This is a genomic window from Bradyrhizobium sp. AUGA SZCCT0105 (assembly GCF_018129565.1).
Lineage (GTDB): Bacteria > Pseudomonadota > Alphaproteobacteria > Rhizobiales > Xanthobacteraceae > Bradyrhizobium.
This window is the reverse complement of record NZ_JAFCMK010000001.1, coordinates 1,220,955-1,239,937: the sequence shown is the minus strand read 5'-3', so window position 1 is coordinate 1,239,937 and position 18,983 is coordinate 1,220,955. Positions and strand designations below refer to the sequence as shown.

Annotated in this window: 18 protein-coding genes; 9 read left to right on the top strand and 9 right to left on the bottom strand. The window is 65.2% G+C overall.

The genetic code is table 11. The features are described from left to right. Window positions 1-2: 2 nt before the first annotated feature. From JQ573_RS05735 to soxA, 6 genes are read left to right on the top strand one after another with little or no spacing between them, the layout of a single operon-like run. A complete protein-coding gene (locus JQ573_RS05735) occupies window positions 3-2,210 on the top strand; it encodes a xanthine dehydrogenase family protein molybdopterin-binding subunit (RefSeq protein ID WP_212311325.1) in 2,208 nt (735 codons plus the stop codon). A gap of 57 nt (window positions 2,211-2,267) precedes the next feature. Then, window positions 2,268-3,539 carry an NAD(P)/FAD-dependent oxidoreductase gene (locus JQ573_RS05730; protein WP_212311326.1) on the top strand — a complete coding sequence of 424 codons (1,272 nt, stop codon included), beginning with the start codon at window positions 2,268-2,270 and terminating at the stop codon, window positions 3,537-3,539. Then, window positions 3,532-3,981, top strand: a complete 450-nt coding sequence (gene soxX / locus JQ573_RS05725; RefSeq protein WP_409334634.1) for a sulfur oxidation c-type cytochrome SoxX — start codon at window positions 3,532-3,534, stop codon at window positions 3,979-3,981. Before JQ573_RS05730 ends, soxX begins: the two co-directional genes overlap by 8 nt. A gap of 3 nt (window positions 3,982-3,984) precedes the next feature. Beyond that, on the top strand, window positions 3,985-4,449 hold the full coding sequence (locus JQ573_RS05720) for a SoxY-related AACIE arm protein (RefSeq protein ID WP_212311327.1): 465 nt from the start codon (window positions 3,985-3,987) through the stop codon (window positions 4,447-4,449). Continuing rightward, complete coding sequence (gene soxZ / locus JQ573_RS05715) at window positions 4,449-4,769, top strand: thiosulfate oxidation carrier complex protein SoxZ (protein WP_212311328.1); 321 nt, start codon at window positions 4,449-4,451, stop codon at window positions 4,767-4,769. The genes JQ573_RS05720 and soxZ overlap by 1 nt, the downstream gene beginning before the upstream one ends. Continuing rightward, entirely contained in the window at window positions 4,766-5,539 is a 774-nt protein-coding gene (soxA, locus tag JQ573_RS05710) for a sulfur oxidation c-type cytochrome SoxA (RefSeq protein WP_212311329.1), read from the top strand. The genes soxZ and soxA overlap by 4 nt, the downstream gene beginning before the upstream one ends. A gap of 158 nt (window positions 5,540-5,697) precedes the next feature. Here the strand turns inward: soxA and JQ573_RS05705 are convergent, their stop codons facing one another. Next, entirely contained in the window at window positions 5,698-6,471 is a 774-nt protein-coding gene (locus JQ573_RS05705) for a ferredoxin--NADP reductase (protein ID WP_212311330.1), read from the bottom strand. A 168-nt stretch (window positions 6,472-6,639) separates the two neighbouring features. Between JQ573_RS05705 and JQ573_RS05700 the strand changes: the two genes are divergently transcribed. From JQ573_RS05700 to JQ573_RS05690, 3 genes are all read left to right on the top strand, one after another. Further along, a complete protein-coding gene (locus JQ573_RS05700) occupies window positions 6,640-7,836 on the top strand; it encodes an amidohydrolase family protein (RefSeq protein ID WP_212311331.1) in 1,197 nt (398 codons plus the stop codon). 378 nt (window positions 7,837-8,214) lie between these two features. Beyond that, window positions 8,215-9,615, top strand: a complete 1,401-nt coding sequence (locus JQ573_RS05695) for a selenium-binding protein SBP56-related protein (protein WP_212311332.1) — start codon at window positions 8,215-8,217, stop codon at window positions 9,613-9,615. A 2-nt stretch (window positions 9,616-9,617) separates the two neighbouring features. Continuing rightward, window positions 9,618-10,286 carry a hypothetical protein gene (locus tag JQ573_RS05690; RefSeq protein ID WP_212311333.1) on the top strand — a complete coding sequence of 223 codons (669 nt, stop codon included), beginning with the start codon at window positions 9,618-9,620 and terminating at the stop codon, window positions 10,284-10,286. Between the two features lie 197 nt (window positions 10,287-10,483). On the opposite strand, the gene JQ573_RS05685 is transcribed toward JQ573_RS05690, so the two are convergent. The 8 genes from JQ573_RS05685 to JQ573_RS05650 all read right to left on the bottom strand — a co-directional run bounded on the left by JQ573_RS05685 (window position 10,484) and on the right by JQ573_RS05650 (window position 18,817). After that, entirely contained in the window at window positions 10,484-10,939 is a 456-nt protein-coding gene (locus JQ573_RS05685) for a MarR family winged helix-turn-helix transcriptional regulator (RefSeq protein ID WP_092124899.1), read from the bottom strand. A 15-nt stretch (window positions 10,940-10,954) separates the two neighbouring features. Beyond that, on the bottom strand, window positions 10,955-11,659 hold the full coding sequence (locus JQ573_RS05680) for an ABC transporter ATP-binding protein (RefSeq protein WP_212311334.1): 705 nt from the start codon (window positions 11,657-11,659) through the stop codon (window positions 10,955-10,957). Next, window positions 11,656-12,447 carry an ABC transporter ATP-binding protein gene (locus tag JQ573_RS05675; RefSeq protein ID WP_092124897.1) on the bottom strand — a complete coding sequence of 264 codons (792 nt, stop codon included), beginning with the start codon at window positions 12,445-12,447 and terminating at the stop codon, window positions 11,656-11,658. Before JQ573_RS05675 ends, JQ573_RS05680 begins: the two co-directional genes overlap by 4 nt. Then, window positions 12,444-14,333, bottom strand: a complete 1,890-nt coding sequence (locus JQ573_RS05670; protein ID WP_212311335.1) for an ABC transporter permease — start codon at window positions 14,331-14,333, stop codon at window positions 12,444-12,446. The genes JQ573_RS05675 and JQ573_RS05670 overlap by 4 nt, the downstream gene beginning before the upstream one ends. 184 nt (window positions 14,334-14,517) lie before the next feature. Beyond that, the gene (locus JQ573_RS05665) at window positions 14,518-15,732 is read right to left on the bottom strand and encodes an ABC transporter substrate-binding protein (protein WP_212311336.1); all 1,215 of its coding nucleotides are present in this window, start codon (window positions 15,730-15,732) and stop codon (window positions 14,518-14,520) included. 28 nt (window positions 15,733-15,760) lie between these two features. Beyond that, the gene (locus JQ573_RS05660) at window positions 15,761-16,345 is read right to left on the bottom strand and encodes an amino acid synthesis family protein (RefSeq protein ID WP_029078203.1); all 585 of its coding nucleotides are present in this window, start codon (window positions 16,343-16,345) and stop codon (window positions 15,761-15,763) included. A gap of 16 nt (window positions 16,346-16,361) precedes the next feature. Continuing rightward, complete coding sequence (locus JQ573_RS05655) at window positions 16,362-17,372, bottom strand: UPF0280 family protein (protein ID WP_212311337.1); 1,011 nt, start codon at window positions 17,370-17,372, stop codon at window positions 16,362-16,364. After that, window positions 17,369-18,817 (bottom strand): 6-hydroxynicotinate reductase, encoded by a 1,449-nt coding sequence (locus JQ573_RS05650; RefSeq protein ID WP_212311338.1) that lies wholly within the window; start codon window positions 18,815-18,817, stop codon window positions 17,369-17,371. Before JQ573_RS05650 ends, JQ573_RS05655 begins: the two co-directional genes overlap by 4 nt. Window positions 18,818-18,983: the final 166 nt, after the last annotated feature.

The window sequence follows — 18,983 nt, the reverse complement described above, 5'->3', positions numbered from 1 at the left end:
CCATGAATCTGCAAGTCAACCAACACGTGCCAAAGCTCTCTTCAAGGCTCAACCGCCGCGCCTTCGTGATCAGCACGGCAACCGCCGGCGCCGGTCTCGCGCTCGGCCTCGATCTGCCGTTCGGCGGCCCCTCCGTGGTGCGCGCCGCGGACGGTGCCCCTGAAGTCAACGCCTGGGTCGTGATCCGGCCCGACGACACCGTGGTGATCCGCATCGCCCGCTCCGAGATGGGCCAGGGCACGCTCACCGGCCTTGCCCAGCTCGTCGCCGAAGAACTGGAATGCGATTGGTCGAAGGTCACGACCGAATTCCCGACGCCCGGCCAGAGCGTCGCCCGCAAGCGCGCCTGGGGCGATTTCTCCACCGGCGGCAGCCGCGGCATCCGCACCTCGCAGGACTATGTCCGCAAGGGCGGCGCCACCGCGCGCGTGATGCTGATCCAGGCCGCGGCGAACGAGTGGAAGGTGCCGGCCACCGAGTGCAAAGCCGCGAACAGCGTCATCACCCACACGCCCTCGGGCAAGACAACGACCTACGGCAAGGTCGCGGAAGCCGCCGCCAAGCTCGAGCCACCGGCCGACGTCAAGCTGAAGGACCCGAAGGACTGGACCATCGCCGGCAAAGGCCTGAAGCGGCTCGACACCGTCGACAAGACCACCGGCAAGATGACCTATGGCATCGACGTCAAGCTGCCGGGCATGCTGAACGCCGCGATCAAGGACTGCCCGGTGTTCGGCGGCAAGCTGAAGAGCTTTGACGAAGCCAAGATCGCCCGCATGAAGGGCGTCAAGAAGGTGGTGCCGGTCGGCGACAGCGCCGTTGCCGTCGTCGCCGACACCTGGTGGCACGCCAAGACCGCGCTGGACGCGCTGCCGATCGTCTGGGACGAAGGCGACAATGCAAAGGTCTCCAGCGAGACGATTGCGAAGTGGCTTGCCGAAGGGCTCGACAATGCGCAGCCGGCCTATGTCGGCAACCAGAACGGCGATGCAAAGGCAGCCATTGCCGGTGCGGCCAAGAAGGTCGAGGCGGTCTACAGCTATCCCTACCAGAACCACGCCACGATGGAGCCGATGAACGCCACCGTGCTCTACACACCTGACAAATGCGAGGTGTGGTGCGGCACGCAGAATGGCGAGGCGGCGTTCGCGGCGGCGCTTGAGGCCTCCGGCCTGCCGGCCGATAAAGTCGACGTGCACAAGCTGATGCTCGGCGGCGGCTTCGGCCGGCGCGGCATGACCGACTATGTCCGACAGGCGGTGGCGATCGCCAAGCAGATGCCGGGCACGCCGATCAAGCTGTTGTGGTCGCGCGAGGAGGACATGCAGCACGGCAAGTATCACCCGATCACGCAGTGCAAGCTGACCGGCGCATTCGATGCCGACAACAATCTGGTCGCGCTGCACTACCGGCTGTCGGGTCAGTCCATCCTGTTCTCGGTGCGCCCGGAAGCGCTGCAGAACGGCATGGACCCCGCCGCGTTCCAGGGCGTCGCGCAATCCGGCGAGGCCGCGATCGGCTATTCGGTGCCGAACCTGCTGGTCGAGCATGCGATGCGCAACCCGCACGTCCCGCCGGGCTTCTGGCGCGGCGTCAACGTCAATCACAACGCGATCTACCTGGAGTGCTTCATGGACGAGCTGGCCCAAGCTGTCGGCCAGGACCCGCTCGAATTCCGCCGCAAGCTGATGGGCAAGCACCCCAAGCATCTCGCCGTGCTCAACGCCGTGGCCGAGAAGATCGGCTGGGGCACGCCGGCGCCGCAGGGCGTCTATCGCGGCATCGCGCAGGTGATGGGCTATGGCAGCTATGTTGCCGGCGCCGCCGAGATCTCGGTGACCGACGGCAGCAAGATCAAGGTGCATCGTATCGTCGCCTCCACCGATCCCGGCTATGTCGTCAACCCGGCGCAGGTGGAGCGGCAGATCGCGGGCTCCTTCGTCTATGGCCTCAGCGCGCTGTTCTATGGCGGCTGCACCGTGAAGGACGGCCGCATCGAGCAGACCAATTTCGACACCTACAACTCGATGCGCATCAACGAAATGCCGAAGGTGGAATCGGTGATGGTGCCGAGCGGCGGGTTCTGGGGCGGCGTCGGCGAGCCGACCATCGGCGTTGCCGCGCCGGCGGTGCTCAACGCCTATTTCGCCGCGACGGGAAAACGCATCCGCACTTTCCCGCTGCGCAACCAGAACATCTCTTTCGCCTGATCAAACCAGAAGCGGCGGCCGGACCGGCCGCCGCTTCCTTTTTCCGGATTCTCGTGCATGGCCGTCACGCGTCATCCGACGCGCAGGGATGTGGTCCGTGGCGCCGCTGTCGTCGCAGCGACGGCCTTGGCGCGTCCGGCGCTGGCGCAAGGCGCGCCGCGCATCGCGGTGATCGGCGGCGGTTTTGGCGGCGCGGTCTGCGCGCGGGCGCTGCGGCGGCTTGATGCAAAACTCCAGGTCACACTGATCGAGCCGAGCAAGGTCTTCACCGCCTGCCCGTTCAGCAACGAGATGATCGCAGGCCTGCGTGAACTCTCGGCGCAGCAGTTCAGCTACGACAAGGTTGCGGCCGACGGCATCACGGTCGCCGCACAGGTGGCCACCAAGGTCGATGCGCAGGCGCGCACCATCACGCTCTCCGATGGCACAACGCTATCCTATGACCGGCTTGTGCTCGCCCCCGGCATCGACATGCGCTTCGACGCCCTCTCCGGCTATGACGAGGCCGCCGCCGAGAAGATGCCGCATGCCTGGAAGGCCGGCGCGCAGACCCTGCTGCTGCGCAAGCAGCTCGAGGCCATGGACGATGGCGGCCTCGTCGTGATCGCGGTGCCGGCCGCGCCGTTGCGCTGTCCGCCGGCGCCTTACGAGCGCGCCAGCCTGATTGCGCATTACCTCAAGGCGAAGAAGCCGAAGTCGAAGATCCTGATGCTCGACGCCAAGGACAATTACTCGCAACAGAAGCTGTTCGAGAAGGCCTGGGCGGAACTCTATCCCGGGATGATCGAGCGAATCGCGCTATCGCAAGGCGGACGGGTGACGTCGGTCAATCCGGCGACCAACGAGATCGTCACCGACTTCGGCAACTACACCGCCGCAGTCGCCAATGTGATTCCGCCGCAGCGGGCCGGCCGCATCGCGGAGATCGCGGGCGCCGCCGACCATACCGGCTGGTGCCCGATCGATCCCGTGACCTTTGCCTCGAAGCTGGTGCCCAATATCTACGTGATCGGCGACGCCGCGATCGCGGGCGGCATTCCGAAATCCGCTTCCGCTGCGGCGGCGCAAGGCCGCGCCTGTGCGGCCGCGATCGTCAATTCGCTCGCAGGCAAGGCGCCGGAGACACCGCGGCTCGACGGCGCCTGCTACAACACAGTCGCGCCGGGCTACGCGTTCTCTTTGAAGGGCATCTATCAGCCCAAGGAGGATCAGTATGCCGAGGCCGAGGTGACCACGAGCCCGGTCGACGCGCCGCGCGAGGTTCGCCAGCGCGAGGCCGACCAGGCGATCGACTGGTTCAGGAGCATCACGGGAGACGCCTTTGGCTAGGCTCGCTCTCGCAACGCTGCTCGCCGCGGCACTACTCGCAGCCTGCGCGCCCGTCGGCGCCGAGCAACTGCGGCCCTACACCGTGGTCGGCGATGCGATTCCCGCCTCGCTGACGGGAACCAAAGGCGACGCCACGCGCGGCCGTGCACTGATCGTCGAGCGTTCCTCCACTTGCATCCTCTGCCACAGCGGCCCATTTCCCGAACAAGCATTCCAGGGCGACCTCGCGCCGAACTTCACCGGCAGCGGCCGCCGCTGGTCGGAAGGACAGTTGCGGCTCCGGCTGGTCGATGCATCACACCTCAATACGGCGACGATCATGCCGTCCTACTATCGCGTCGGCGGGCTTACGCGTGTCGGCGCCTCATGGCGCGGCAAGCCGATCCTGTCGGCGGAGCAGATCGAGGATATCGTGGCCTACCTGATAACGTTGCGAGAATAGAGCATGGCGAATTCAAACCACACCACACGCCGCACGGTTCTGGGCCTCGCCGGAGGCGCCGCAGTGTTGGTGATCGTGCGCCCTGTCGACGCAACGCCGGCGATGCTGTCGGCCGCGATCCGCAATGTCGTCGGCGAAGCCAATGTGCGGACCGGCAAGGTCAAGCTCGACATCCCGCCGCTGGTCGAGAACGGCAACACGGTGCCCATGACGGTCAGCGTCACGAGCCCAATGACGGCGGACGAGTATGTGAAGAGCATCCACGTCTTCAACGAGAAGAACCCGCAGCCGAATATCGGCAACTTCTATCTCGGGCCGCGCGCCGGACGCGCGCAAATATCGACCCGCATCCGCCTCGCCGACAGCCAGAAGGTGACCGCGATCGCGCGGCTCTCCGACGACACGTTCTGGTCGGCAACCGCTGACGTCGTGGTGACGCTCGCCGCCTGCACCGAGGAGGCGATCTGATGCCGTCGGCCCTGATCAACGTGCCGGCCAAGGCCAGGCGCGGCAGCGTCATCGAGATCAAGACGCTGATGTCGCACATCATGGAGACCGGCTATCGCCACACGGCGTCGGGCGACATGGTGCCGCGCGACATCATCACGAGCTTCATTTGCCGCTTCAACGGCACCGAGGTGTTTCGCGCCGATTTGTTTCCCGCGATCGCGGCCAATCCGTTCATCACCTTCTTCACCATGGTGACCGAGAGCGGCAAGTTCGAGTTCGAGTGGATCGGCGACAAGGGATTTTCGGAGACCGCGCAGGCTTCGATCACGGTCGAATGAAGATTGCGGTCTGCATCGCGCTGCTGACGGCGATGGCGGGCGCGGCACTCGCCGCGGAGATTCCGCTATCCGAGCGCCGCTCCGGCTACAGCTTCATGAGCCCGGATACCAGGGCGATGCAGGACGAGGACACCGCCAATCCCGGCATGCTGTTCGTGCTCGACGGCGAGGCGCTGTGGACCCGCAAGGCCGGCAGCGCGGACAAGGCCTGCGCCGATTGTCATAACGATGCGCGGGTCAGCATGAAGGGCGTCGCGGCGCACTATCCGGCCTTCGAGAAGGCGCTGGGCAAGCCGGTCGACATCGAAGCGCGGATCAATCTTTGCCGCACCAACCACCAGCAGGCCTCGCCGTTCGCCTATGAAAGCCGCGAGCTGCTGGCGCTGACCGCTTATGTCGCGCAGCAGTCACGGGGAATGCCGATCGCGGCCACAGACGATCCGGAACTGGCGCCATTCGTCGAGAAGGGCCACGCGCTGTTCATGCAGCGGCAGGGCCAGCTCAATCTCGGCTGCACCAACTGCCACGACGACAATTGGGACAAGAAGCTCGCGGGAAGCGCGATCACGCAAGGACAGCCGACCGGCTATCCGCTGTACCGGCTTGAATGGCAGTCGCTCGGATCGTTGCAGCGGCGGCTGCGCGCCTGCATCACCGGCATCCGCGCGCAAGCCTATGATTATGGGTCGCCCGAGCTGGTCGAGCTCGAGCTCTATCTGATGTCGCGGGCGCGCGGCATGCCGGTCGAGACGCCGGCGGTCAGGCCGTGATTGCACACGACGCCATCCACGTCATTGCGAGCGAAGCGAAGCAATCCATTGCTTCTGGCTGTACCGGAAGATGGATTGCTTCGTCGCTACCGCTCCTCGCAATGACGAACATTTCACGACCCGTCAGGACGAGGAGATAGTAGTTCCAGACGCGACGATTACCGCTCGGCGAACGCCTTCTCCACCACGAACTGCGCGGGCTCGCCGTGATTGCCCTCGACGAAGCCGCGGCCGCCCAGCAGCGTGCGGGTGTCGGCGACCAGCGCCGGCGAGCCGCAGATCATGACGCGGTCATGTGCGGCATCGAGCGCCGGCAGGCCGATGTCGGCGAACAGCTTGCCCGAGGTGATGAGGTCGGTGATGCGGCCGCGGTTGTGGAACGGATCGCGGGTCACGGTCGGGTAGTAGATCAGCTGGTCGCGCACAAGATCGCCGATCAGTTCGTCCTGCGGCAGTTTCTCGGTGATCATCTCGCCATAGGCGAGCTCCTTGACGCGGCGGCAGCCGTGCAGCAGCACGACCTTCTCGAAGCGGTCATAGGTCTCGGGATCCTTGATCACGCTGAGGAACGGCGCAAGCCCCGTGCCGGTGCCGATCAGATAGAGGTTGCGGCCGTCCTCGAGGTTGTCGATGACCAGCGTGCCGGTGGCCTTGCGGCTGACGATGATCTCGTCGCCTTCCTTCAGGTGCTGGAGGCGCGAGGTCAGCGGGCCGTCCGGAACCTTGATCGAGAAGAACTCGAGCGTGTCCTCATAATTCGCGCTGGCGACGCTGTAGGCCCGCAGCAGCGGCTTCTCGCCGACCTTGAGCCCGATCATGGTGAACTCGCCGTTGCGGAAGCGGAACGACGGATTGCGTGTGGTTTTGAAGGAGAACAGCGTGTCGGTCCAGTGATGAACGCTGAGGACGCTTTCCTGGTTGAAATTGCTCATCGCACCAATCCCCGATTTGTGCTGCGGCGGGCAAGGGCCTGAACCAGTTGACCGGCCGGATCGTTTGTATACGATCATTCGTATACAAACGAATAATCCGGCTTGATCGAAAAGTCAAGCCGGGCTCAAATTCCCGGGTAATTTCGGAAAGAAAAAAGGAAAACACCCATGGCTCACGACGCGCCCCAGGCCACCGGCCCCAGCAAGCTGGTGATCCGCAATATCGGGCTACTGCTGTCGGGAGCCCTGGAGAGGCCGATCCTGGACGCCGATACCATCGTCGCCGAGAACGGCAGGATCACCGCGATCGGCCGCTTCAAGGATGTCGACACCGAAGGCGCCACCACGATCGTCGATGCCAACGGCACGACGGTCGCGCCCGGCCTGATCGACAGCCACGTCCATCCCGTCGCCGGCGACTGGACGCCGCGGCAGAACCAGACCAACTGGATCGACAGCTATCTGCATGGCGGCGTCACCACCATGATCTCCGCCGGCGAAGTGCATATGCCCGGCCGGCCGCGCGACGTGGTCGGGTTGAAGGCGATGGCGATCTTCGCGCAGCGCGCATTCTGGACGCTGCGGCCAGGCGGCGTGAAGGTGCATGCCGGCGCGCCCGTGATCGAATGCGAGATGGTCGAGGACGATTTCAAGGAAATGGCCGCGGCCGGCGTCAAGCTGCTCGGCGAGGTCGGGCTAGGTGGTGTGAAGGACGGGCCGACGGCGCGCAAGATGGTCGGCTGGGCGCGCAAATACGGCATTCAGAGCACGATCCACACCGGTGGCCCCTCGATTCCCGGCTCCGGCCTGATCGACAAGGACGTGGTGCTGGAAGCCGACACCGACGTGGTCGGCCACATCAATGGCGGCCACACCGCCCTGCCCGACGACCAGATCCGCTGCATCTGCGAGGGCTGCAAACGCGGTCTCGAGCTGGTGCACAACGGCAATGAGCGTTCGGCGCTGTTCACGCTGCGCACCGCGCGCGAGATGGGCGATTTGCGTCGCGTCATCCTCGGCACCGACGCACCGGCCGGCTCCGGCGTGCAGCCGCTCGGCATCCTGCGCATGGTCTCGCTGTTGTCCTCGCTTGGCGAGCTGCCGGCCGAGCTGGCGTTCTGCCTTGCGACCGGCAACACCGCGCGGATGCGCGAGCTCGATTGCGGCCTGATCGAGGTCGGCCGCTCCGCGGATTTCGTGCTGATGGACAAGGCGCAGCATTCGCCGGGCAAGAACATCCTGGAGAGCGTTCAGCTCGGCGATCTCCCGGGCATCGGCATGACCATCATCGACGGCATCGTCCGCACCCAGCGCAGCCGCAACACGCCACCCGCCGGCAAGGTGCCGGAGATCGTGGCGAAGTAGGTTACGACAGACGACCCGTCATCCTGAGGCGCTCGCGAAGCGAGCCTCGAAGGATGCACGGCCACCAGCCGGGCCGTCGACCCTTCGAGACGGTCGCTTCGCGACCTCCTCAGGGTGACGGTGAGAGATTGGTCCGTAGGGGACAATAAAACGGCGCTTGCTCAACGTCTTGAAGACGCTGCTGGATCACGGCACGGCACCGCGCGTCTTTGCCGCGCCGCCTCCGTAACCGAACCTTGTTTCCACCCGTCATCATTGAGGTGTATCGTGCCGCCACGCGAACGTAGCCGGCGGCGCTCGCAAGAGCCACGCGACGATTAAGTTCCTGCCGCATGCCGCCGTGCCGTTGGTCCACACCAGCAAACAGGAGGCAGCACGATGACGATGAGGCCAGATCCCACGTTTCACGCGTCGCCGAAGCTTGCGATGGAAGCTCCGGCCGAGAACTTCGCCTACACCGTGCTGCTCAGCCCGGACTTTTCCAAGCCGGACGCGCTCGCCGTCATCGACGTCAAGCCGGGCTCGCCGACCTACAGCAAGATCGTCCACACCGTGACAATGCCCAACAAGGGCGACGAGTTTCACCATTTCGGCTGGAACGCATGTTCCTCGGCATTGTCCCCGCTTGCGGGACATGCCTTCATCGAACGCCGCTATCTCATCGTTCCCGGCATGCGGTCGTCGCGGATCTACATCATCGACACCAAGCCGGATCCGACGCAGGCCAGGATCCACAAGATCATCGAGCCCGAGGAGGTCTTCAGGAAGACCGGCTATTCGCGGCCGCATACCATCCACTGCGGCCCGGACGGCATCTACGTCTCTACGCTCGGCGGCGGCGGCAAGGACGGCACCGATGGACCGCCCGGCGTCTTCATCATGGACTGCGAGACCTTCGAGGTGCTCGGACGCTGGGAGATCGATCGCGGTCCCCAGACCAAGCACTATGACTTCTGGTGGAACCTGCCGCGCGACTACATGGTGAGCAGCGAATGGGCGCTGCCGCCGCAGTTCGAGAACGGCATCGTACCGGAGGACCTGCTCTCGAACAAATACGGCCATCGCATCCACTTCTGGGATCTGCGGGCGCGACGCAATGTCCAGACCATCGATCTCGGCGCCAACCATCAAATGGCGCTGGAGGTGCGCCCCGCGCACGATCCGGTTCGCGAATACGGCTTCGTCGGCGTCGTGGTCGATACCACCAACCTCGAGGGCTCGATCTGGACCTGGTGGCGCGAGGGCGGCAAGTTTCACATCGAGAAGACGGCGACGATCCCACCCGAACCCGCGCCGAAGGACCAGTTGCCGCCACTGCTGCAGGGTTTCGGCGCCGTGCCGCCGCTGGTGACCGACATCGACCTGTCGATGGACGACAAATTCCTTTACGTCTCCTGCTGGGCCACCGGCGAGATGCGCCAATACGATGTCAGCGATCCGCACAAGCCGAAGCTCGCCGGATCGGTGCGCATCGGCGGAATCACCCGCCGCACGCCGCATCCCAACGGACAGGCATTTGCCGGCGGTCCGCAGATGGTCGAGATCAGCCGCGACGGCAAGCGGGTCTACTGGACCAACTCGCTTTACTCGACCTGGGACGACCAATTCTATCCGCAAGGCATTCCCGGCGCCGAGGTGATGGCGAATGCAAGCCCGGGCGGCGGCCTCGAACTGGCGAAGGACTATTGGGTCAGCCTCCCCGACGGGTACCGCGCGCACCAGATCCGGCTCGACGGCGGTGACTGCTCGACGGATTCGTTCTGCTATCCATCGGCCTGAATGTGAGTGCAGCCGACTGGACAGCGGCCTGGCTGTGGCTGGCGGTGATTGCGAGCGGCCTCTACCACGGGATCAACCCGGGCATGGGCTGGCCGCTCGCGGTTTCGGCCGGATTGATGGAGAGGAGTTCGCGCGCGCTGCTGGCCGCGCTTGGCCCGCTCGCAATCGGTCACCTGCTGGCGATGCTGCTCGTGATCCTTCCCTTTGCGCTGCTGATCACCCTCGTCGAATGGCAGCGCACGATCCGGATCGGCGCCAGCCTGCTTGTGATCGCCTTCGGCATCTATCGGCTGATCGACCGGCGCCATCCGCGAGCCCTGGCGCGGATACCACCGACGCAACTCGCTTTGTGGTCGTTCGCGGTGGCGATCGCCCATGGCGCGGCGCTGATGCTGGTGCCGATCTATCTCGGACTATGCCGCGAGGCCGAACCGGACCAAGGCCACGCCGCCGCCAGCTCCCTGATCGACACCAGCCTCACGATGGCCGTGCTGGTTTCCATCGTCCATGCCGGCGCAATGATCGCCGCCGGCGGATGTCTGGCATGGCTGGTCTACCGATACCTCGGCCTCAAATTCGTGGCCCGGAGCTGGTTCAATCTGGACACAGTTTGGGCCGTCAGCCTGGTGCTGGTCGGCGCCGTCGCGCTGGTGCTTGGTGTTGCGACATAGTCCGGATGCGACACGGTAGCCACTTTCTTCATCCTCCCCTGGAGGGGGAGGATCGGTTCGCATGAAATGCGAACCGAGGTGGGGTGAACAGTCTCTCCATACAGACTCTGCCCGTGGGGAGAGATCACCCCACCCCGGCTCTCGCATCTCGCTTCGCTCGCTGCGATCCGACCCTCCCCCTCCAGGGGAAGGTAAGGTCAGCGAAGCCTGCCGAGCAGCGCCATCAGCGTCTCGCGCTCCTTGGCGTCGAGCGGCGCCAGCGTCTCCCTGGAAATCACGAGCGCATTCGGCGCGGCTTTGTCGGCCATCTGCTGGCCGGCACGCGTCAGGCTCACCATCAGCCGGCGGCCGTCGTCGGGATCGGGCGAGGTCTCGGTCAGGCCGCGCGCGGTCAGGCGATCGATCACGCCCTTGATGGTCGCAACATCCATCGAGGTGAGCCGCCCGAGCTGGTTCTGCGAGCACGGCCCGACCTCCGACAACTTCGACAGCGCCGCCCACTGCGTCGGGGTCAGGTTGATGCCGATCTCGCGGGCGAAGATCACGGCGTGACGCTGCGATACCTGGCGCAGGATGAAGCCGATCTGCTCATCGAGCACGTAACCGGGCTTGGCCGCCTTGACGCTTCGCTTCTGTGCAGCGCTCCTCGCCATTGTCCACCCCGTCCTTTACAGCGACAGATGCGCGTCGCGGACATCCGGACGCGCATCAAGTTCCGCCATGGTGCCGCCAAAACAGATCCGGCCGCGTTCGATGATGTAGGCGCGATCCGAGATCAGCCGGGCGAAATGCAGATTCTGCTCTGACACGACGATGCTGACGCCCTCTTTCTTCATCGCCAGGATCGCATCGACCATTTGCTCGACGATCTTCGGCGACAGCCCTTCAGAGGGCTCGTCGAGCAGCACCAGCGACGGATTGCCCATCAGCGTGCGCGCGATCGTCAGCATCTGCTGCTCGCCGCCGCTCATGCGCCCGCCGGGCCGGCCGCGCATCTCGCCGAGATTGGGAAACAGCTTGAACAGTTTTTCGCGATCCCATTGCGGCGCGCCCGGCCGCTTCGGCTGGCGGCCGACCTCGAGATTCTCCTCGACCGTCAAGTCGGTGAAGATGCGCCGCTCCTCCGGCACGTAGCCGAGCCCGCCGCGCACGATCGCGTGCGTCGGCAGCTCCGAGACGTCCCTCCCCTCGAACATGACGCGGCCCGAGCGGTTCTCGACCAGGCCGACGATGGAGCGAAACGTGGTCGACTTGCCGGCGCCGTTGCGCCCGAGCAATGCGACCACTTCGCCCTCGCCGACCTCGAGCGCGATGTCGAACAGGATATGCGCCGGACCATAGAAGCTGTTGAGGTCCTTCACCGTGAGCTTCATGCCGATGCTCCCTCGCGGTGCCGGGCGTCGTAGAGGAGGCCTTCGCCGAGGTAGATCGCCCGCACCTGGGCATTGCCGCGCACTTCCTCGGGCGAGCCTTCGGCGATCAGGCTGCCGCGGTTGAGCACCAGGATGCGGTCGGCATGCTCGAACACCACGTCCATGTCGTGCTCGGTGAACAGCACGCCGATCGATTGCTCGCGGGCGATCCGCGCCGTCAGCCGCATCAGCTCGACGCGCTCGCGCGGCGCCATGCCGGCGGTCGGCTCGTCCATCAGCAGCAGTTTCGGCTGGTTGGCGAGCGCGATCGCAAGCTCCAGCCGCTTGACATCGCCATAGGCGAGCTCGCCACAGGGCCGCTCCGCATAGGCGCCCATGCCGACCAGATCGAGCAGCCGCCCGGCCTCGTCGCGCGCCTGCCTCGCGGTAGAGGCCCACAGGTTGAACAATTGCCCGCCGTGCGAGACCAGCGCGACCTGCACATTCTCGCGCACCGTCATGGTTGGGAATGTCGCCGCGATCTGGAAGGTGCGGCCGACGCCCATCCGCCAGATCACGCGCGGCTTCTTGCCGGTGGTCTCAGCTCCCAGCACGCGGATGCGGCCGCTATCGGGAATGTTCTGGCCGTTGAGCATGTCGAAGCAGGTGCTCTTGCCCGCGCCGTTCGGTCCGATCAGCGCCAGGATCTCACCGGCGCGCAGTTCAAACGAGACACCGCGCACGGCGTGCACGCCGCCATAGGATTTGGTCAGCCCCTCGACCGACAGCAATGTGGGAACCATGCTCATTCGGCGGTCTCGATGCGGGAGGTGAGCAGAGGCGACGCCGACGAGGCGGATTTGCGCCGGCGATGCATGAGGGCATCCAGCGTGCCGACGATGCCCTTCGGGAAGGCAACCACGATCAGCACGACGAAGCCGCCGAGCACGAGTTTTGAGAGATCGGTCTGGCTGACCAGCCAGATGTTGAGCGCCTTGTAGACGATCGCGCCGACCACCGCGCCCGACACCGTTTCGACGCCGCCGAGCAGCACCATGACCAGCGCATCGACCGACAGCGAGATGCCCATATTGTCGGGGAACACGCTGCCCTTGAGGTAGGCGAACAGCGCGCCGGCGAGACCGGCGACCGTGCCCGCGATCACGAAGGCGGTCCACTGGATCCGCTTGCCGTCGATGCCGACCGCTTCGCTGCGCAGCGGAGAGTCGCGCGTGGCGCGCAACGCAAAGCCGAACGGCGAGAACACGATGATGCGGAGGATCACGACCGCAAGCGCGGCGACGCCGAGCGACAGCCAGTAGAAATGCGACGGGCTCGCCGCCCATTTTTCCGGCCAGACGCCGAGAATGCCGTTGTCGCCGCCGGTGACCGACACCCACTGGAACGCGATCGACCAGACGATCTGGGCAAAGGCCAGCGTCAGCATCGCGAAATAGACGCCCGAGAGCTGCACCGCGAAGAAGCCGAATACGGCCGCGCCGAGCAGCCCGAGCAGCGGGCCGAGCAGCAGGCAGGCGATCATCGGCAAGCCGGCCATCTTGGCGAGTAGCGCCACGCCATAGGCGCCGAGGCCGAAATAGGCGGCGTGGCCGAACGAGGCGAGCCCGCCGACCGACATCAGGAAGTGCAGGCTGACCGCGAAGATCACGAAGATCGCGATCTCCGAGCCGACTGTGAGCACGTAATTGCCGGCAACGAACGGCAGCGCGGCGGCGACCACGAGCACCGTGATCGCGGCAAGCCGCTCGTTCATCGTCAGCGGCCGCCACGGATTGACGGTGAGGCCCGGTGTGCGCCGCGCCGGCGCTTCCGGCTTGCCGAACAGTCCCCATGGACGGACGATCAGCACCACCGCCATCACCAGGAACACCAGGATGATGGAGATCTTCGGGAAGATCAGGATGCCGAAGGCGTTGAGCTCCGACACCAGCACCGCCGCAACGAAGGCGCCGATGATGCTGCCGAGGCCGCCGATCACGACCACGACGAAGACCTCGACGATGACGCGCAGATCCATCGCATGATTGACCGCATCGCGCGGAATCTGCAGCGCGCCGCCGAGTGCAGCGAGAAAGACGCCGAGCGCGAACACGCTGGTGAACAGCCATTTCTGATTGACGCCGAGCGCTGCGACCATGTCGCGGTCCTGCGTCGCCGCGCGCACCAGCACGCCCCAGCGGGTGCGCTGGAACAAGAGCCAGAGCACACCGAGCACGACCGGCCCGAGCACGATCAGGAACAGATCGTAGCTCGGAATATTCTGGCCGAAGAAATCGATCGCACCCTTGAAGCCGGGTGCGCGGCGGCCGACCAGATCGTCCGGCCCCCAGATCAGCACCACGAGATCCTCGACCATCAGCGTGAGGCCGAAGGTGGCGAGCAACTGAAACAGCTCGGGCGAATGATAGATCCGGCGCAGCAGCACCATCTCGACCAACACGCCGATCACAGCAACAGCGAGTGCGGCAAGCACGATGCCGCCCCAGAAGCCGAACGCGCCCGAGAAGCGCTCGGTCAGGGTGAAGGCGACATAAGCGCCGAGCATGTAGAACGCGCCATGCGCGAAATTCACGATCCGCGTCACGCCGAAGATGATCGACAGACCCGAAGCGACCAGGAACAGCGACGCCGCGCTGGCAAGACCGGTCAGGAACTGGACGACATAGAAGGCCATGGGCGGTCCGCGTTGGAGATCACAAGCGTCACTTTCCTTCACCTCGCCCGCTTGCGGGGAGAGGTCGAATTCAAGCGCCAGTTCGTAGGGCGGGTTAGCGCAAGCGTAACCCGCCGTCGGCTCACGTAATAAAGGCGGTGGGTTACGCCTTCGGCCAACCCACCCTACGCGACGAGGAGAAGCCTCAATCCTTCGGCCGCAGCTTCTCGATTTCGGCATCGCTGGGCAGATAGTCCGAGCCCTTGCGATAGGCGGTATCGACCATGATGCCCTTGCCATCCTTCAGCGCGGTCTTGCCGGTGAAGGCCCCCAGCGTCGACTGGTGATCGATCTTGCGGAAGGTGATCTCGCCGAACGGCGACGGCACCGAGATGCCTTCCGCGGCCGCGATCAGCTTCTCCGGATCGCTCGAGCCGGCTTTCGCGAGGATCGCCGCCGCGGCCTTGATGGTCTGGTAGCCGACGATCGAACCGAGCCGCGGATAGTCGTTGTACTTGGCCTGGTAGGCCTTCAGGAACACGTCGTGCTCGGGCGTCTTGATCGAATACCAGGGATAGCCGGTGACGATCCAGCCCCCCGGGGTCTCGTCCTTCAGCGGATCGAGATATTCCGGCTCGCCGGTCAGGAAGCTCACCACCGTGCGCCCCTTGAACAGGCCGCGGGTGTTGCCTTCGCGCACGAGCTTGACGAGGTCGGCGCCGAAGGTGACGTTGAGGATCGCCTCGGGGTTCGCCGCGGCAGTCGCCTGCACCACCGGGCCAGCATCGATCTTGCCCTGCGGCGGCCACTGCTCGTCGACCCACTGGATGTCGGGCCGTTTCTCCGACATCAGCTTCTTGAACACCGCGACCGCCGACTGGCCGTATTCATAGTTCGGCGCGATCGTCGCCCAGCGCTTCGCGGGGAGCTTCGCCGCTTCCTCCACCAGCATCGCCGCCTGCATGTAGTTGGAGGGACGCAGGCGGAACGTGTAGCGGTTGCCCTTCGACCAGGTGATGGCGTCGGTCAAAGGCTCTGCCGCCAGGAAAAACACCTTCTTCTGGTTGGCGAAGTCGCTGACGGCGAGGCCGATGTTAGAGAGGAACGTGCCGGTGAGCATCGCGACGTTTTCGCTCGACACCAGTTCGTTCGCCGCGGTCTGCGCATCCGCCGGCTTGCCGCCGTCATCCTTGGAAATGACGACGAGCTTCTTGCCGTTGATGCCACCGGCCGCGTTGATCTCTTCCACCGCCAGCTGCCAGCCCTTGCGGTAGGGCTCGGTGAACGCCGGCAGCAAGGAATAAGAGTTGATCTCGCCGATCTTGATCTCGCTCTGCGCCAACGCGTGTGTTGTCATGGCGCTCGTTGCCATGGTCGCGACCGCGATCGCCAATCCCGCCCCTACGAAATAACCACGCATCCCGTCCTCCAGTTTTTCTTCAAAGAGATTATCGCAATCCGTCTTCGCCCTTGACCTCGTCAACCGTCAGCCCGCCGACGCGGGGCAGCGGCCGTCCGCTGTCGGTCACCGCGACCGCGACCATGATCTCGTTGGCCCGCGGCGCGTCGTTGATCTGCACCTCCATGCCGTCGAAATGGCTGCGCACGAAGGCGGCGTCCTTGTGCCCGAGCGGAATGTCCAGCGTGGTGCCGGGACCCGAGCGCTTCTTCGACGACGGGATCAGCGCCGCGCCCTTCGAGAGCACCTTGCGCACCGGTGCGCCCATCTTCGGATGCAAGATCGCTGCCGCGTGCTCGAGCTCGCCATTTTCGCCGACGGCGGCGGCCTTGCCGTAACTGTGCGCCTTGGCGCCGTCGATGCCGAGCGCGGCGACCGCCCGCTTGGAAAGCAATTCGCCGAGTTCCTCGCCGATCGCGATCAGCGGCGACAGATCCTCGACATAGCGGCCGGCAAAGGGATTTTCGATCACGGCGATCGCGGCAGCGCGCCGGGTCGGCGGTGCGATGGTCTTGCCCATCTCCAGATGGGTCTCCTCGACCACGGTGACGATCTTGCGAATGACGGCGCTCATCTTGCCTCGCTCCCGGTCATGCCTGCAGCATGTTGTCTGTCGTTCGTCCCTGAAACGTGTGCGACGCCGGCGTCCCGTTCCCAGTTGCACCGACAATTCGCGTTTCGCCCAGTAGACGCAATGCCGCGCCTTCGATCAATCCCGACGTCAGGAGGTCGCGCACCCGCGCTGCCCCTGCCTCCAGCGCAAGCTCGATCTCATGTTCCGCGAGCGGCCCGACGTCGCGGGTCACCAGCCGTGACCCGAGGTCGCTGTCCGGCTGCAGCTCGCTCGCCGGAACGCGGAGGATCGCGGGATGGTTGGGCAGATCGACCGCATTGGCGATCACGGTCGCGGCGGCATCGGCCTGCGACGCCGTCCGCGCCAGCACGGTGACGGCATCGGCAATCCCGAGCGAGAAGCTGCGGCCATGGCGGCCGCTGGTCGCGATGCCGCGGACCGGCATGTCGCTATCGACGGACATCGTGCGCATCACGCCATGGCGGTCCGGCCGGTCCATCAGGCCGACCGTGAAATGTTCGTTGCCTGTGAGATGCAGCGCGATATCGCCGCCATTGTTGACATAGGCGCGGTCGAGCGCCGCCGCCTGCAGCATCGCGCCGAGGATTTCCTCAGCGACCGAGCCCGCGACTGCCGCCATCGGCGTGATGAAACAACTGGTAGCAAACGGCGCGACCGCCGCATGCATGCGCCGCGCGACCACGCCTTTCAGCGCGCTGTGCTTCGGATGAGCCGCGCTGCGCAGCTCGGCGAGCTCCACGCAGAGTTCGTCGAGCAAACCGGTGAAGCGCGCTGCAGCCGCCTGATAGGCGGCACCGACGTCCGCGTCCCTGCCCTTGGCCTCGATGACCAGATCAATCGGGCCGTCCTGCAAATGCAGCCGCTTGCCGTCAGGAAGAAGCGCGATTTGCGGGAGCCTAGAGCCTTTTCCGTTCCGATTGAATCGGAACGGGGCTCTAGATTCTAGTTTTGACGCGTTTTCTTTGCGCGAACCGGTATCCACTTCGCTGGAAAACGCTCTCGTCATGCGCGCCGCCCGGGAAGATGAGGCATCGGCCGGACTTCGGCGCTGTCCCGCAGCGACGACAGCGGCCGGACAAAATCCATATGGCCGCCGAGCGCCGCATAGTCCGACAGCTTCATCGTGAATTCGATCGGCGCCACCAGCGCCGGGGTCGGCACATAGCCAAAGGCGCCGGCCGGCATCTGCGTGACATCGACCATGAAGGTGATGCCACCGCCCGGCCAGACATAGACCGGCGCGCCGCCGCTGGTCACCCGCGTCAGCGCGTCCTTGACCGAGCGGGTCAGCCGCACCGGGTTGTCGGTCACGCCGGCGCGCAGCGAACCGCCCGCGCCGCCCATGAACAGCACGGTGCACAGCGCCGGCTCGCAATTCTCCCGGATGCGCTCGACCGAGAATTTCAGATCGGCGGGCATCTCGGTCTCGATTGGCTTCAGCGCTTCGTCCAGCACGTAATAGGAAGCATGCTCGCCGGTGGTCGAGACCATCAGCATGGTGAGCCCCGGCCGCGCTTCCTTCGCATTGAAGGGACCCAGGATCGACAGCGGATCGGAGATGTTGGTACCGCCCCATCCCGTGCCGGGATCGGCGACCTGGAAGTAGCGGCCGGGCGTCGAACGGCGCCCCTTCATCTTGATGCCGGTGTCGGCGATGTCGAGCAGCTTGCCGGCCTGGTGCTCGCTGAGCACCCCGGTGATGTGGTCGTCGACCACCACGACCTCGTCGACCTTGCCGTGCCACTGCTTGGCGAACATGCCGATGGTCGCCGAGCCGCAGCCGACCCGCATCCGCTCTTCGGCTATGCCATTGACGATCGGCGGCTTGCCCGCCTGCACTACCACGGTCGCGCTGCCGTCGATGGTCAGCTCCACTGCCTTGCAGTTGGAGAGATCCATCAGCGTATCGCAGGTGACGCGGCCCTCTTTCTTGGAGCCGCCGGTCAGATGATGCACGCCGCCGAGCGAGAGCATCTGCGAGCCATATTCGCTGGTCGTGACATGACCAACCGCCTCGCCGTCGGCGCGGACAACAGCGGTTTCCGGACCGAGATAGCGGTCGGTGTCGATCTTCACCTTGACGCCGCAATAGGAGAAAATGCCCTCGGTCACCACGGTGATCATGTCGACGCCGTCGACCTCCGACGACACGATGAAGGGCGCCGGCTTGTAGTCCGGATAAGTGGTTCCGGCGCCGATCGCGGTGACGAAGAGTTCGGGCTGACGGACGATCTTGCCGTCCCAGTCGCCGCTCGCCTGGAACGGAACCAGCTTGCCGCCGTGCGAGACCGTACGCTCCAGCACGACATGCGGATCGACGCGCACCAGCGTGCCGTCGTGATTGGCATAACGGTCACACGCGCCGGCGGCGCCCGGCTTGATGTAGCACATCACCGGACAGGCATCGCAGCGGATCTTGTCGCCGGCGGCGACGGTCATTGTGTCAGCCATCGTGACCAAGCCTGGACTTGTGGTGGCGGTCGATCATACTGCGCTTCCGCCTCCCCGACTATATCGTTCGTATACGAATGATCCTGCGCGCGAGCCCGGGACCTGTCAAGCGGCCTTTGCAATCAAACGCTGCCATTCGCTTGCGCACCCTGTTCATAAAGCGTGC